Origin of the sequence: Pseudomonas sp. SED1, assembly GCF_034044025.1 — a bacterium.
In the GTDB taxonomy this organism is placed as follows: Bacteria; Pseudomonadota; Gammaproteobacteria; order Pseudomonadales; family Pseudomonadaceae; genus Aquipseudomonas.
Genome location: NZ_JAXCIS010000023.1, coordinates 79,915 through 94,360, shown reverse-complemented (window position 1 = coordinate 94,360; position 14,446 = coordinate 79,915). Strand labels below are relative to the sequence as shown.

At 57.1% G+C, this 14,446-nt stretch carries 14 protein-coding genes and 4 tRNA genes; 15 read left to right on the top strand and 3 right to left on the bottom strand.

What is annotated here, in order from left to right:
- Positions 1-41: 41 nt before the first annotated feature.
- The 10 genes from accD to SNL23_RS03365 all read left to right on the top strand — a co-directional run bounded on the left by accD (position 42) and on the right by SNL23_RS03365 (position 7,957).
- On the top strand, positions 42-962 hold the full coding sequence (accD, locus tag SNL23_RS03410; RefSeq protein ID WP_076014699.1) for an acetyl-CoA carboxylase, carboxyltransferase subunit beta: 921 nt from the start codon (positions 42-44) through the stop codon (positions 960-962).
- Positions 959-2,266 carry a bifunctional tetrahydrofolate synthase/dihydrofolate synthase gene (gene folC / locus SNL23_RS03405; RefSeq protein WP_076014698.1) on the top strand — a complete coding sequence of 436 codons (1,308 nt, stop codon included), beginning with the start codon at positions 959-961 and terminating at the stop codon, positions 2,264-2,266. Before accD ends, folC begins: the two co-directional genes overlap by 4 nt.
- Entirely contained in the window at positions 2,250-2,921 is a 672-nt protein-coding gene (locus tag SNL23_RS03400) for an SPOR domain-containing protein (protein ID WP_201142511.1), read from the top strand. The genes folC and SNL23_RS03400 overlap by 17 nt, the downstream gene beginning before the upstream one ends.
- A 260-nt stretch (positions 2,922-3,181) precedes the next feature.
- The gene (locus tag SNL23_RS03395) at positions 3,182-3,739 is read left to right on the top strand and encodes a CvpA family protein (protein WP_003212681.1); all 558 of its coding nucleotides are present in this window, start codon (positions 3,182-3,184) and stop codon (positions 3,737-3,739) included.
- A 41-nt stretch (positions 3,740-3,780) separates the two neighbouring features.
- Complete coding sequence (purF, locus tag SNL23_RS03390) at positions 3,781-5,286, top strand: amidophosphoribosyltransferase (protein WP_017478807.1); 1,506 nt, start codon at positions 3,781-3,783, stop codon at positions 5,284-5,286.
- Positions 5,287-5,472: 186 nt separating this feature from the next.
- A complete protein-coding gene (locus tag SNL23_RS03385) occupies positions 5,473-6,684 on the top strand; it encodes an O-succinylhomoserine sulfhydrylase (protein ID WP_076014696.1) in 1,212 nt (403 codons plus the stop codon).
- An 11-nt stretch (positions 6,685-6,695) separates the two neighbouring features.
- On the top strand, positions 6,696-7,460 hold the full coding sequence (locus tag SNL23_RS03380; protein ID WP_083676665.1) for an SDR family oxidoreductase: 765 nt from the start codon (positions 6,696-6,698) through the stop codon (positions 7,458-7,460).
- A 107-nt stretch (positions 7,461-7,567) separates the two neighbouring features.
- A tRNA-Val gene (locus tag SNL23_RS03375) sits at positions 7,568-7,643 on the top strand.
- Positions 7,644-7,698: 55 nt separating this feature from the next.
- A tRNA-Asp gene (locus SNL23_RS03370) sits at positions 7,699-7,775 on the top strand.
- A gap of 105 nt (positions 7,776-7,880) precedes the next feature.
- A tRNA-Asp gene (locus tag SNL23_RS03365) sits at positions 7,881-7,957 on the top strand.
- Positions 7,958-8,121: 164 nt separating this feature from the next.
- Here the strand turns inward: SNL23_RS03365 and SNL23_RS03360 are convergent.
- The gene (locus SNL23_RS03360) at positions 8,122-9,405 is read right to left on the bottom strand and encodes an NAD(P)/FAD-dependent oxidoreductase (RefSeq protein ID WP_318301604.1); all 1,284 of its coding nucleotides are present in this window, start codon (positions 9,403-9,405) and stop codon (positions 8,122-8,124) included.
- A 184-nt stretch (positions 9,406-9,589) separates the two neighbouring features.
- Here SNL23_RS03360 and SNL23_RS03355 point away from each other — a divergent pair.
- From SNL23_RS03355 to SNL23_RS03340, 4 genes are all read left to right on the top strand, one after another.
- Positions 9,590-9,666: transfer RNA gene (locus tag SNL23_RS03355), tRNA-Val, on the top strand.
- A 324-nt stretch (positions 9,667-9,990) separates the two neighbouring features.
- Positions 9,991-10,650, top strand: coding sequence for a dual OB domain-containing protein (locus tag SNL23_RS03350; RefSeq protein ID WP_318301603.1), 660 nt, complete (start codon positions 9,991-9,993; stop codon positions 10,648-10,650).
- A 15-nt stretch (positions 10,651-10,665) separates the two neighbouring features.
- Entirely contained in the window at positions 10,666-11,109 is a 444-nt protein-coding gene (locus SNL23_RS03345) for a DUF488 domain-containing protein (RefSeq protein WP_318301602.1), read from the top strand.
- Complete coding sequence (locus SNL23_RS03340) at positions 11,106-11,687, top strand: DUF4326 domain-containing protein (protein ID WP_318301601.1); 582 nt, start codon at positions 11,106-11,108, stop codon at positions 11,685-11,687. The genes SNL23_RS03345 and SNL23_RS03340 overlap by 4 nt, the downstream gene beginning before the upstream one ends.
- A gap of 242 nt (positions 11,688-11,929) precedes the next feature.
- On the opposite strand, the gene SNL23_RS03335 is transcribed toward SNL23_RS03340, so the two are convergent.
- Complete coding sequence (locus tag SNL23_RS03335) at positions 11,930-12,448, bottom strand: hypothetical protein (RefSeq protein ID WP_318301600.1); 519 nt, start codon at positions 12,446-12,448, stop codon at positions 11,930-11,932.
- A gap of 203 nt (positions 12,449-12,651) precedes the next feature.
- Between SNL23_RS03335 and SNL23_RS03330 the strand changes: the two genes are divergently transcribed.
- Positions 12,652-13,455 carry a short-chain dehydrogenase gene (locus SNL23_RS03330; RefSeq protein ID WP_318301599.1) on the top strand — a complete coding sequence of 268 codons (804 nt, stop codon included), beginning with the start codon at positions 12,652-12,654 and terminating at the stop codon, positions 13,453-13,455.
- Between the two features lie 136 nt (positions 13,456-13,591).
- Here the strand turns inward: SNL23_RS03330 and SNL23_RS03325 are convergent, their stop codons facing one another.
- On the bottom strand, positions 13,592-14,065 hold the full coding sequence (locus SNL23_RS03325) for a hypothetical protein (RefSeq protein ID WP_318301598.1): 474 nt from the start codon (positions 14,063-14,065) through the stop codon (positions 13,592-13,594).
- Positions 14,066-14,446 lie beyond the last annotated feature (381 nt).

The following is a 14,446-nucleotide window of genomic DNA, read 5'->3' as shown; positions in this document are numbered from 1 at the left end:
GCGGGGCTGTGTTCAAGCCACCGGTACTGGAGAAAGAAAGCATGAGCAACTGGTTAGTAGACAAACTGATCCCCTCGATCATGCGTTCCGAGGTGAAGAAAAGCTCGGTTCCTGAAGGTCTTTGGCACAAGTGCCCATCCTGCGACGCGGTGTTGTATCGCCCGGAGCTGGAAAAGACCCTGGACGTTTGCCCCAAGTGCAACCACCACATGCGTATCGGCGCCCGCGCCCGCATTGATATCTTCCTCGACGCCGATGGTCGCGCTGAACTGGGCGCTGACCTGGAGCCGGTTGACCGTCTGAAATTCCGCGACGGCAAGAAGTACAAAGACCGCCTGACCGCTGCCCAGAAGCAGACCGGTGAGAAGGACGCGCTGATTTCCGTCAGCGGCAAGCTGCTGGGCATGCCCGTGGTGGTTTCGGCCTTCGAATTCTCCTTCATGGGTGGTTCCATGGGCGCCATCGTCGGTGAGCGTTTTGTACGTGCCGCCAACTACGCCCTGGAAAACCGCTGCCCGATGATCTGCTTCGCAGCCTCCGGCGGCGCGCGGATGCAGGAAGCGCTGATCTCCCTGATGCAAATGGCCAAGACCTCCGCGGTACTGGCGCGTCTGCGTGAAGAAGGTATTCCGTTCATCTCCGTGCTGACCGACCCGGTCTACGGCGGCGTTTCCGCCAGCCTGGCCATGTTGGGTGACGTGATCGTCGGTGAGCCAAAAGCCCTGATCGGTTTCGCCGGCCCACGTGTTATCGAGCAAACCGTTCGCGAAAAACTGCCGGAAGGTTTCCAGCGCAGCGAGTTCCTGCTGGAGCACGGCGCGATCGACATGATCATTGCCCGTTCCGAGCTGCGTCCACGCCTGGGCAACCTGCTTGCCCAGATGATGGGCCTGCCGACGCCTGTGTACGTTGCGCCTAAAATCGAGCCGATCATCGTGCCGCCGGTGCCTGCAAACATATGACCCAACGTACCCTGGGCGAATGGCTCGCCTACCTTGAGCAGTTGCATCCGTCAGCCATCGACATGGGCCTGGAGCGCTCGCAACAGGTAGCGGCCCGCCTCGGGTTGGGCCGGCCGGCGCCGCGCGTGATCACGGTGACCGGCACCAACGGCAAGGGCTCCACCTGTGCCTTTGTCGCGGCCTTGCTGCAAGCTCAGGGCCTGAAGGTCGGCGTGTACAACTCGCCGCACCTGCTGCGCTACAACGAGCGGGTGCAACTCAATGGTGTCGAAGCCACTGACGAGCAACTCTGCGAAGCCTTCGCCGCACTCGATGCCGGGCGTGGCGAGATTTCCCTGACTTATTTCGAGATGGGCACCCTGGCGGCGTTCTGGCTGTTCGAGCGTGCGCAACTCGATGTGGTGGTGCTGGAAGTCGGCCTGGGCGGGCGTCTGGACACGGTCAACGTGGTAGATGCTGACCTTGCGCTGATCACCAGCATTGGTGTCGACCACGCCGACTATCTGGGTAACACCCGTGAGTCCGTGGCCTATGAAAAGGCCGGGATTTTCCGCCAGGGCAAGCCTGCACTGTGCGGTGACCTGGATCCGCCGCATACCTTGCTGGACAAGGTGCGCGAGCTGGACTGTCCGTTCTTCCTGCGTGGACGTGATTTCAATCTCGAGATTGGCGACCTGCATTGGCAATGGCGCGGGCTCGATGCGCGCGGCCAAACCGTTGAATTGCGCAACCTGCCGCTGCTGAACCTGCCAATGGAAAACGCCGCGCTCGCGCTGCAAGCCTATTTGTTGCTGGATTTGCCCTGGCATGCGGAGCAGATTGCCGCTACGTTGCAGGCTACTCGTGTGGTGGGGCGTCTTGATCGGCGCAGCTTCGACTGGAAGGGCAAGCGCCTGAACCTGCTGCTGGATGTGGGGCATAACCCTCACGCCGCCGAATACCTGGCCAAGCGCCTGGCACGTACGCCGCCCGTCGGTCGCCGCCTCGCGGTGTTCGGGTTGCTGTCTGACAAGGACCTGAACGGTGTGGTTGCGCCATTGCTGGGTGACATCCAGGCCTGGGCGGTTGCACCGCTGGATACGTCCCGCAGTCGTCCCGCTGTCGAGTTGCAGGTTGCGTTGCAGAACCTTGGCGCGTCGGTGACGTCCCATGCAAGCGTGACAGCCGCCCTGGAAGCCCAGTGTGCGGTTGCGACGCCTGAGGATGAGATTCTGTTGTTCGGATCATTTTATTGTGTTGCCGAGGCACTCGAGTGGTTGGCCCGGCGCTCCACGGAGGAAGCTGCACATGGCATTACTGGATAGCGCATACAAGCAGCGAATGGTTGGAGCCCTGGTTCTGGTGGCGTTGGCGGTGATTTTTCTGCCGATGCTGTTTTCCCGCCAGGACGAGCAGCGCCAGGTGACCGTCGAGGCCCCCGCTGCGCCCCAGGCGCCCGCGGTGCCTCAGGTTCAGGTTGAGCCGGTGGTGGTTCCCGAGCCGCAGGCGCTGCCGGAAGAAGAGCCGGTGCCGACCGATGACGAAGTGGCTGCGCAGCAGGCGCCGTCGATGCCGATTCAGCCGAGCGTGCCGGTGGTGAAGCCTGCACCGGCTGCACCGGCTGCTCCGGCAGTCGCGGCCAAGCCTGCTGCGCCGGCACCAGCGCCAAAACCTGTGGCGCCGCAACCGGCTGCACCGGGCAAGCCAGACGTCGGTCAAAGCCGCATTGATCCGAATGGCCTGCCGATCAGTTGGTCGATCCAGCTGGCCAGCCTGGCTAATCGCGAAAGCGCCGAAGCGTTGCAGAAAACCCTGCGCAGCCAGGGTTACAACGCCTATATCCGCAGTGCTGACGGCAAGAACCGGGTATTTGTCGGACCGCTGATCGAGCGCGCCGAGGCGGATCGCCTGCGTGACTCGCTGGATCGCCAGCAAAAACTCAAGGGTTTTGTGGTTCGCTTCCAGCCTGAAAAAGGCTAAGGCTGCAAGGATTCAAGCTGGAGTGCGGTCAATGTGGGAGCGGGCTTGCTCGCGAATGCGGTGAATCAGTCAGCAGATTTATTGGCTGGCCCACCGCCTTCGCGAGCAAGCCCGCTCCCACAGGTGTTTTGGGTGTGCCGCGACAGGTCGGTTTCCATTCCCCTATAACTCATTGATTTCAAATGCACAGCCAATCACAGCTTACCGATAGCCCGGCGCTCTGCTAAAATGCGCCGCCTTATCCGTCTGTAGGCTGAACTGTGCCATTTACCTGGGTTGATTGGGCGATCGTTGCAATCGTCGCCATCTCCGCTTTGATCAGTCTGAGCCGCGGCTTCGTTAAAGAAGCATTGTCGCTGCTGACATGGATCATCGCAGGGGTTGTAGCCTGGATGTTCGGCGGTTCATTGTCCGTCTACCTGGCCGGATACATCGAAACACCTTCGGCTCGCGTCATCGCGGGCTGCGCCATCATGTTCATCGCCACATTGTTGGTGGGGGCAATGGTCAATTATCTTATCGGCGAATTGATACGCGTCACCGGCCTCTCCGGGACCGATCGATTTCTCGGCATGGCCTTCGGCGCCGCGCGTGGCGGCTTGCTGGTGGTTGTGGCGGTCGGGCTGTTGAGCCTGGGGCCGGTACAGCAGGATTCGTGGTGGCAGGAGTCTGTACTCGTGCCAAAATTTCTATTGGTTGCAGATTGGTCCAAAAACCTCATTTTGGGGTGGAGCAGTCAGTGGCTGGCCAGCGGGATCAGCGTACCCGCTGATCTTCCGTTCAAGGAACACCTCTTGCCGGCCAAAACGCCTCAGTAAGTTGTGTTCAGTCAAGATTCATTAAGTAGGGGTTGCGTCGCATGTGTGGCATCGTCGGTATCGTCGGTAAGTCGAACGTGAATCAGGCGCTGTATGACGCGCTAACCGTCCTCCAGCACCGCGGCCAGGATGCTGCCGGTATTGTGACCAGCCACGACGGCCGGTTATTCCTGCGCAAGGACAATGGTCTGGTGCGTGACGTGTTCCATCAGCGCCACATGCAGCGCCTGGTCGGGCACATGGGCATTGGCCACGTGCGCTACCCGACAGCGGGCAGCTCGACCTCGGCCGAAGCCCAGCCGTTCTACGTCAACTCGCCGTATGGCATCACCCTGGCGCACAACGGCAACCTGACCAACGTTGAACAGCTGGCCAAGGAGATTTACGAATCTGACCTGCGCCACGTCAACACCAACTCGGACTCCGAAGTCCTGCTGAACGTGTTCGCTCACGAGCTGGCCCAGCGCGGCAAGCTGCAGCCGACCGAAGAAGACGTGTTCGCTGCCGTGACTGACGTGCACAACCGTTGCGTCGGTGGTTATGCCGTCGTAGCGATGGTGACCGGCTACGGCATCGTCGGTTTCCGCGACCCCCACGGCATCCGTCCAATCGTGTTCGGCCAGCGTCACACCGACGAAGGCGTCGAGTACATGATCGCCTCCGAAAGCGTGTCCCTGGACGTGCTGGGCTTCACCCTGATCCGCGACCTGGCGCCAGGCGAAGCGGTCTACATCACTGAAGACGGCAAGCTGCACACCCGTCAGTGCGCGCTGAACCCGAAACTCACCCCGTGCATCTTCGAACACGTCTACCTGGCGCGTCCGGATTCGATCATCGACGGTGTTTCGGTGTACAAGGCGCGTCTGCGCATGGGCGAGAAGCTGGCGGACAAGATCCTGCGCGAGCGTCCTGATCACGACATCGACGTGGTTATCCCGATTCCGGATACCAGCCGCACCGCAGCGCTGGAGCTGGCGAACCACCTGGGCGTGAAGTTCCGCGAAGGCTTCGTCAAGAACCGCTACATCGGCCGTACCTTCATCATGCCCGGCCAGGCCGCTCGCAAGAAGTCGGTGCGCCAGAAGCTCAATGCGATCGAGCTGGAATTCCGCGGCAAGAACGTGATGCTGGTGGATGACTCCATCGTGCGCGGCACCACCTGCAAGCAGATCATCCAGATGGCCCGTGAAGCCGGTGCGAAGAACGTTTACTTCTGTTCTGCCGCGCCTGCCGTGCGTTACCCGAACGTGTACGGCATCGACATGCCGAGCGCCCACGAACTGATCGCCCACAATCGTTCAACCCAGGACGTTGCGGACCTGATTGGCGCCGACTGGCTGATCTACCAGGACCTGCCGGACCTGATCGAGGCCGTCGGTGGTGGCAAGATCAAGATTGATGAGTTCGACTGCGCGGTGTTCGACGGCAAGTACGTCACCGGCGATGTCGACGAGGCCTACCTGAACAAGATCGAGCAGGCCCGTAACGATTCCTCGAAGATCAAGACCCAGGCGGTCAGTGCGATCATCGATCTGTACAACAACTGAGTAGACACTGGCCCTGATACCGGTGGCTGATAATGTAGGAGCGAGCTTGCTCGCGAAGGTCATCAACGATAACGCGGGCATTCTGAATGAGCGCGTTATCCTTGAACTCTTCGCGAGCAAGCTCGCTCCTACAGGTTATCCCTGGGGCGTTTGAATCGTTAAAGCATTCGAGTTGAGGAGTAGAGCATGAGTCAGGAATGGGATGCCGGTCGCTTGGACAGCGACCTCGATGGCGTAGCTTTCGATACCCTGGCTGTGCGCGCCGGCCAGCACCGCACCCCGGAAGGTGAGCACGGTGACCCGATGTTCTTTACCTCCAGCTACGTGTTCCGCACTGCCGCCGACGCCGCTGCGCGTTTTGCCGGTGAAGTGCCGGGCAACGTGTATTCGCGCTACACCAATCCTACCGTGCGTGCGTTCGAAGAGCGTATCGCCGCTCTGGAAGGCGCCGAGCAAGCTGTCGCCACTGCCACCGGCATGGCCGCGATTCTCGCGGTGGTCATGAGCCTGTGCAGCGCCGGCGATCACGTCTTGGTGTCGCGCAGCGTGTTTGGTTCCACCATCAGCCTGTTCGAGAAGTACTTCAAGCGCTTTGGCATTGAAGTCGACTACGTGCCGTTGGCGGACCTGTCCGGCTGGGATGCGGCCATCAAGGCCAACACCAAATTGCTGTTCGTCGAGTCGCCGTCCAATCCTTTGGCTGAGCTGGTGGATATTGCCGCATTGTCCGAAGTGGCCCACGCCAAGGGCGCGATGCTGATCGTCGACAACTGTTTCTGCACCCCGGCGCTGCAACAGCCGCTGAAGCTGGGTGCGGACATCGTTGTGCATTCGGCTACCAAGTTCATCGACGGCCAGGGTCGTTGCATGGGCGGCGTGGTTGCCGGTCGCAGCGAGCAGATGAAGGAAGTGGTGGGCTTCTTGCGCACCGCCGGCCCGACCCTGAGCCCGTTCAATGCCTGGATCTTCCTCAAAGGCCTGGAAACCCTGAGCCTGCGGATGAAGGCCCATTGCGCCAACGCCCAGGCCCTGGCCGAGTGGCTGGAACAGCAGGACGGCATCGAGAAAGTCCACTACGCTGGCCTCAAGAGCCACCCGCAACACGCGTTGGCCCAGCGCCAGCAGCGAGGTTTTGGCGCGGTGGTGAGTTTCGAAGTCAAGGGCGGCAAAGAGGGCGCGTGGCGCTTTATCGATGCAACCCGCCTGATTTCCATCACCGCCAACCTGGGTGACAGCAAGACCACCATCACGCACCCAAGCACCACGTCCCACGGGCGTCTGGCGCCGCAGGAGCGTGAAGCGGCCGGTATCCGCGACAGCCTGATCCGCATTGCCGTGGGCCTGGAAGACGTGACTGACTTGCAGGCCGATCTGGCCCGTGGGTTGGCTGCCCTGTGATCGAGTGGTCCATGGAGGCGGCGGGCGCGAGTAACGGGCGCGTCGCATTGGTGACTGGCGCGGCGCGGGGCATCGGTTTGGGGATTGCCGCCTGGCTGATCAGCGAAGGCTGGCAGGTGGTGCTTACCGACCTGGACCGCGAGCGCGGTTCCAAGGTGTCCAAGGTGCTGGGCGACAACGCCTGGTTTATCACCATGGACGTGGCGGATGAGCGGCAGGTTGCCCTGGGCGTGGCCGAGGTGCTCGGCCAGTTCGGGCGCCTGGATGCGCTGGTGTGCAATGCGGCGGTGGCCGATCCACGCAACATCACCCTGGAAAGTCTCGACCTGGCTTACTGGAACCGCGTAATGGCGGTCAACCTCAGCGGGCCGATGCTGCTGGCCAAGCACTGTGCGCCGTATCTGCGGGCCCATGGTGGTGCCATCGTTAACCTGGCGTCGACCCGGGCCCGTCAGTCGGAGCCGGATACGGAGGCTTACGCGGCGAGCAAGGGTGGTTTGCTGGCCCTGACCCATGCGCTGGCCATGAGCCTTGGGCCGGAAGTGCGGGTCAATGCCGTCAGCCCGGGATGGATCGATGCCCGTGACCCGGCTGCACGCCGTGCCGAGCCCCTGACGGATGCCGATCACGCCCAGCACCCGGCGGGCAGGGTAGGCACTGTGGAAGACGTGGCGGCGATGGTGGCATGGTTGCTGTCGCGCAATGCCGGGTTTGTCACGGGGCAGGAGTTCGTGGTCGACGGTGGCATGAGCAAGAAGATGATTTACAGCGAGTAGGGTGGGTCACGGTCTTGAAGTGATTTTGTCTTTTTCAGAAAAACTTCAAGCAGGCTATTGACTTAGGTCCGCTACCTGCGTAAATTTCGCGGCCTCAACGAAGCAAAGGGTGATTAGCTCAGCTGGGAGAGCATCTGCCTTACAAGCAGAGGGTCGGCGGTTCGATCCCGTCATCACCCACCACTTCTTGAGAGTTTTGCCTTCGGGCAAGACGCAACGTTAAAGGTTGCACCGACGCGCAGCGGTAGTTCAGTCGGTTAGAATACCGGCCTGTCACGCCGGGGGTCGCGGGTTCGAGTCCCGTCCGCTGCGCCATATTTTCCAGGTCTGATGTTTCAGATTTGAGATTGAACAGCCAAGGCTGATCAGTCAGATGTTTGAAGACGGTTGAAGGTGACACTTCAGCAGTCTGAGCGATACGCAGCGGTAGTTCAGTCGGTTAGAATACCGGCCTGTCACGCCGGGGGTCGCGGGTTCGAGTCCCGTCCGCTGCGCCATATCTGTTCCAGGGCCCACTGAACGCCCTGAGACGCCAAAGCAAGCCGCTGGCTTGGTTGGATCGATAGCAAAGACCCTGGTCGAAAGACCGGGGTTTTTTGTGTCCGCGATTTGGCTAGGAGCATGGTGTGCAGGGCCGGCAAGGCAGCCCTGCGATCCGGGATTAGAACCCCAGCTTGTCCCGCAGCCCGTAGTACCAGGCCCCCAGCGCCGCAAACGGCGTGCGCAACAGTTGCCCGCCCGGGAACGGGTAGTGTGGCAGGTCGGCAAACGCATCAAAACGCTCAGCCTGGCCTCTCAGTGCTTCCGCCAGCACCTTGCCCGCCAAGTGGGTGTAGGTCACGCCATGGCCGCTACAGCCCTGGGAATAGTAGATGTTATCCCCCAGGCGACCGACCTGCGGCAGACGCGACAGGGTCAGCAGGAAATTGCCGGTCCAGGCGTAGTCGATCTTCACGTCCTTGAGCTGCGGGAACGCCTTGAGCATCTTCGGCCGGATGATCGCTTCGATATTCGCCGGGTCCCGCGCGCCATACACCACGCCACCGCCGAAAATCAGGCGCTTGTCGCTGGTCAGGCGGTAGTAGTCCAGCAAGTAATTACAGTCCTCGACGCAGTAATCCTGCGGCAGCAGCGTCTTCGCCAGCTCATCGCCCAGTGGCGCGGTCGTGATGACTTGCGTACCGCACGGCATCGACTTGGCTGCCAGCTCCGGTACCAGGTTCCCGAGGTAAGCATTGCCCGCGACAATAATGAACTTGGCCCTGACCTTGCCGTGGGCTGTATGCACCACCGGATTAGCGCCGCGTTCAATGCGAATCGCCGCCGACTGCTCGTAGATCGTGCCGCCGAGGGATTCCACCGCCGCCGCTTCGCCCAGCGCCAGGTTCAGCGGGTGAATGTGCCCGCCGCTCATGTCCAGCAGGCCGCCTACATAGTTGTCACAGGCGACCACTTCGCGAATGCGGCGCTCATCCAGCAACTCCAGTTGGGTGTGCCCGTAACGCTCCCACAGGCGCTTTTGCGACTCCAGGTGGCCCATGTGCTTGCTGTTCAGGGCTGCGAACACACCGCCGTCCTTCAAGTCGCACTGGATCTGATACTTGGCCACACGCTCCCGAATGATTTTGCTGCCTTCAAACGCCATCGCGCCCAGCAACTGCGCCTGCTTGGGGCCGACACTGCGCTCAATCACATCGATATCACGGCTGTAACTGTTGACGATCTGCCCACCGTTGCGGCCCGACGCGCCAAACCCCACCTTGGCGGCTTCCAGCACCGTTACGCGAAAACCGTTCTCCAGCAGGAACAGCGCGCTGGAAAGACCGGTATAGCCAGCACCAATCACACACACATCGGTTTCGACTTCACCTTGCAACTCAGGGCGAGGAGGTACCGCATTCGCAGACGCGGCGTAATACGACTGGGGGTAGGGGGTGTTCGCCATCCTGGAACCTCTGTTTTATATTTTTTACGAGTGCGCCGATCCTACCTGAGTTGAAAATCCGCTGCCAGCCACCGGAAAAATACTGTCGTGCCGCGCACAAATAAAAAATTCGCATATTCATAGGCTTAGCTGCAAAAAAGGTGTTGACACCCCTCGGGAATTCCGTAGAATGCCGCCTCACAGCAGGCACGTAGCTCAGTTGGTTAGAGCACCACCTTGACATGGTGGGGGTCGTTGGTTCGAGTCCAATCGCGCCTACCAAACAAAATCCGCTCTGCTGGGCGGTCTAGAAGGGCTCACCGAAAGGTGGGCCCTTTTTTGTTGTCTTGGATTTCATCAGAACGTTCACAAAATATCGGGTTCGTTCACACTGGGCAATGTGAACGGCTACAAGACCTGTTCTGAGCTGTGATTTTTCTATATATCACAGGAGGGAATGGGGCGTTGTGTTGTCGAGAGGTCTTGGTGGGCGCGTGATGTGATGGCGGCTATTTCTCGCATTTCTGACTCATTGACTGCTTGATGTTGTGACCCTTTCGAGGGTACAAGTGAAGTCTATTTGCCATCATTCCAAGGAAGGTTCCCATGTCGTATTCGAAGACATTCATCTGTCTGGCTTGTTCTCGCAAACCTGATGGTCGCTGTGTCGCCGGAAAGGAGTTGATCAACGGCACATTCGGAGACTGGATCAGACCGGTTACGCCGGGAGATCATTCGGCGATCACCAACGAACAACGCAAATACCCTGACGGGTACAGTGCTGTGGTTTTGGACTACGTTACGGCTGAGTTCACAGGGCAAGAAACAGGTGGATTCCAATCAGAAAATCATCTGATCTTGCAACCCAGCCACTGGAAGCTTGCGGGAAAAGAGAAGCAGCCCAAGGAGATTCTGGCTAAGTTAGTTGATACGCCCGCCAGTCTTTGGACGAATACATGCTTAGCCTCATCCAAAGGACTGAATGACCGAGTGTCTGTAGCGAAACTGCCCCAACAAGATGACTCCCTTTACCTGATTCCCGTTACCAAACTCATTACGCACGTCGAGTTCATTGACGAAAAGCGCAAGGTTCGGGGCGAATTCGTCTACAATGACGGGAAGTATAAACTGAAGATCACTGATCCGAAGTTTGAGCAGCATTTCGATAAGGCGGGCACATATGATATTAGCACCGACTTCCTAACAATAAGTCTAGGCGAAGCCTTCGAAGGCTACGCGTACAAACTTATTGCGGCAGTATTCTGAGTTGGCGAGGGCAAAATGAAAATATCCACTATTGGATTTACCGAAAAGAAGGCTGCAACCTTCTTTTCTCTTATCCAGCTTTCGCATTGCAGGCAGCTGATTGATGTTAGACTCAACAACGTTTCCCAGTTGGCTGGGTTTGCAAAAAAAGAAGATTTGAAATATTTTCTTTCAGAAATCTGCAATGTCGACTACAGGCACGAGCCTGATCTCGCACCCACCAAACAGATGTTGAAACCATATCAGCAGAAAGAGATCACTTGGGATAAATATGCTGACCAATTTATGGAACTTATGGCAAAAAGGAAAATCGAAAAAATCCTGACGCCGGAATCATTGGACGGGACATGCTTGTTGTGCAGCGAGCATCTGCCTCATCAATGCCACAGAAGGTTAGTAGTTGAGTACTTGCAGTCACAGTGGCCGAATCTGAAATTTGAAGTGAAGCATCTAACGTGAAAACAGTCTTCATCGTATATCCAGCTGAGTTTCTCTGCTACGCCAAGTTCGAAAGAAAGCTTGGTCGCATTCTTGAAAGTCGGGAGTTTCGCGTTGCGTACAACGAAGATGTGAATGGATATATTTCAAAGTTCTGCGAGACACATGGATTCATCGCACAGTTTTTTGATAAAGCAGAACACGCGATAGAGGAGTCGACACACGCAGTATTCTTCGAAGATCGTGATTCCTATTTTACGATGAAGCAACGGGTGTTTGATCTTGGTATACCATACCGTACTATCGTTTTGGACTTGACATTAGTAGTGAACAAGGACCGAGGCGACAAATACGAGGTATACATCGGCAGAGGAACCATCTGGGGAAATCCCTATCAGATGGGGGTGGACGGCGACAGGGATGAAGTCATCCGAAAGTTTAAATATGACTTTGAGAACGGAATGCTCAAAGCATCCAACGATCTTGAGAAAAACCTTGATATCGTTCGGGGCAAGGTGATTGCCTGCCATTGTAAACCTGCAGCGTGCCATGGCGATGTCATTGCTGCATATCTCAACTCTTGGGATGACGGAAAGTAGTCCCGACGGCTAACTTTCAGTGTCCAGCCCTGCTGTAGTGATTTGCATCAATCGTTAAGCCGGTTCTACATACCAATCCCAGTTTCTGTAGAGCTTTCTCCGAGGTAGAGACGATTCGGCATTAAACCGCAGTTACCTAACGAATTCTGAAACTCTACGGTTCCCTCTAGCGCCTCTCGAACCCAGCACGCAGGGTAGTCTTTCTTCTTGTGCTTAAAGCCCTGGACCTGCCGCCACTGTTATCATCTATGAGTGAGATCGACATTGTGAACAATCAATTGATAATACTTGACCATGTTCATGAAGGCGTGTGTGTATCCAAACCACTCTGACGTGAGGGCGTCATTCAGGCGATCTCTAAGCTTTCCAGCCGGAAGGGCGTCTCTGACGTTGTGGATGTAGAAATTGCCTGTGAGGGGCACGGGCACCACAACGGCATTCAGTAATTGCCCAAAGCTATCGTACGAATTGCAGGTGATTGCAACGCAGGCTATTAGGTTGGCTTCACTGATTAGGCCAGCGTTATGAACGACACCATCATCGTCCTTGCACCCGAATATTCGCTCTGCAAACTTTAATCCGTGCGGGTCATTTTCGACGTTGAATGCAGTGAACGCATCGCGGGCGAGGCACTTATGGTACTCAAAGATACCACGTGATCGACCAAGGGAATTGATGACCTGAACAAGCCTGTCGCTTGTGTCAGGCAGGCGAATCTTGACCTGTGCCCGTAACGCTTGCAGGTTCCACGCTTCACTCATATTCATTCCCTAACAAGTTGTCTCGACCCAGTTTAATCCGAATCGCTGCCCAGCAGACGTAAGTCATACGTTTGGCGTGGGATGTAGATCGTGCTGCCGTCAGACGGATTGGACTTAACTCCAATCGCTCGCTTGTGGTGCCCTCGTAGTCTGATGGCGCCGATATACTATGATGGCCTTTCAGCCACTCAGAGCCAGCCCGCATGACCGCAAACAACGCACCACCAACGAAGAAAGAGTTTTGCATCGACTACCCCCTCTATGAAGAATTCACGTTTGCTGAGGAGCATGACCAAGAAGGGTGGAACGTATTCTTTTCCCAAGAGCCAATCGACACGTACTGCCCAGGATGTAACGCACACAGCATTTTCCATCAGAATAACCTTGCCGACATTCCCGGTTATTCCGCAGGATGGGTGGGGAGCAAGCGTTATGCCGTCATACTGAAATGCTCTAGGGACGCGGATCACAAGCTGTTCTTTCTGTTCGACGTGGAGGGCAGGAATGTGCAGAAGATCGGGCAGTATCCGTCCCTTGCCGATCTCAATACGTTCGATGTGCGTCAGTACGCTGCTGTGCTATCCACAGAGGATTTCAGAGAATTCACTAAAGCCATTGGTTTGGCTGCTCATGGCGTGGGCGTCGGCTCGTTTGTTTACTTAAGACGAATTTTTGAGAATCTTGTCGATGCTGCGTACCAAAACGCGAAAAAAGAAGATGGCTGGGATGATGATGCGTACCTCAACGGGCGTATGGCTGATCGGATAAAACTGCTTGCAGGGCACCTCCCTGACTTCCTTGTGGAAAATCGTTCGATGTACAAGATTCTCAGCCAAGGCTTGCATGAGTTGACTGAAAAAGAATGCCTGTCAGCGTTCCCTATCCTCAAAATGGGGATCGAATTAGTGCTTGACGAGCAATTAGCGGCCAAGGCAAAGCAGCAAAAGTTAGAGCAGGCAAAAAAGGCTATTCACGGTCTCGTCAGCAAAGCGGGTGCTGAAAAGTAGATCGAAGTCGAGTGCTGCCCAAATAGGCGTTTATGGCGGAAAATCACCACTGCCGCCATAGCAGGGTCGCACTCTAGGAACAATCTTCGGTTGCTACGTCCAAAGTAATCGGTGAGCAGCCAGAGGCGCCGATGGGCTATCGAATAACCGTTGCCTCTCGCCCGCCGAATGGCAGGAAGCACCCGCCTCCACTCTTCATCAGGAATCGGACTTTCAGCTCTTTGCCTTTGGAGAGGTTGTATCCAGCCTGTTTGTCTGCAAATTGAACCTGCAAGTCTTGCGTCCCTACGTGATCTACGTTCAATGAAACTTCGTCGGACTCCAGCAGCACGACTTGGCCGCTCCATGTCATCCAGTGGTCTTTGTACTTTGCGTTAAAAATGTCGTCTTTCTTCTGGTCGCTGTAGGTGCTTTTGCACCCTACTTCTGCGTTGGCTTGTGCGTAGCTGATGGAGCTATCTGGGTAGGTTGGAGCTGCTGGGGTGCTGGAGTATGAATGCTGAGAGGCAGATGAAGATGTGGGCGTTGCAGGTGCGTCGAGCATCCCTTTAAGCACGAGTCCACCCAAGCCCACTGCTAGAACGATCCCGATGGTTCTGCTTCCCGCCATGATTCAATCCTTGAAATAATTAGAGGGAGCGATGGTGGCAGATTGATACGAAAGCTGTCTAGGTAGGAGGGCATTTCCCAAGTGAATTCTCAAATCCGCGCCGCGAGGGTCGTGCTCTTGAGGGCATACCACGCAGGAATATCTGATCGCTCCAGTTGTCGCAGGGAGATATCCAGATGGTCCACGGCAGGAGGTCTTTGAATTCGCATGTTGGCGCTGATCTTTAGCCTGGGCGCAAAGCAGTCAGGGTAACGCCGTTGCATGCCATTTATGAAGGCGTACCGCTTTGGCGCTGCCTGACTAAAATCACAGGCAAAGAAAAGCCCGCGATGGGGGCGCGGGCTTTAGGGTTTCACCAGGAGCAGGCAAACCATAGGTGTT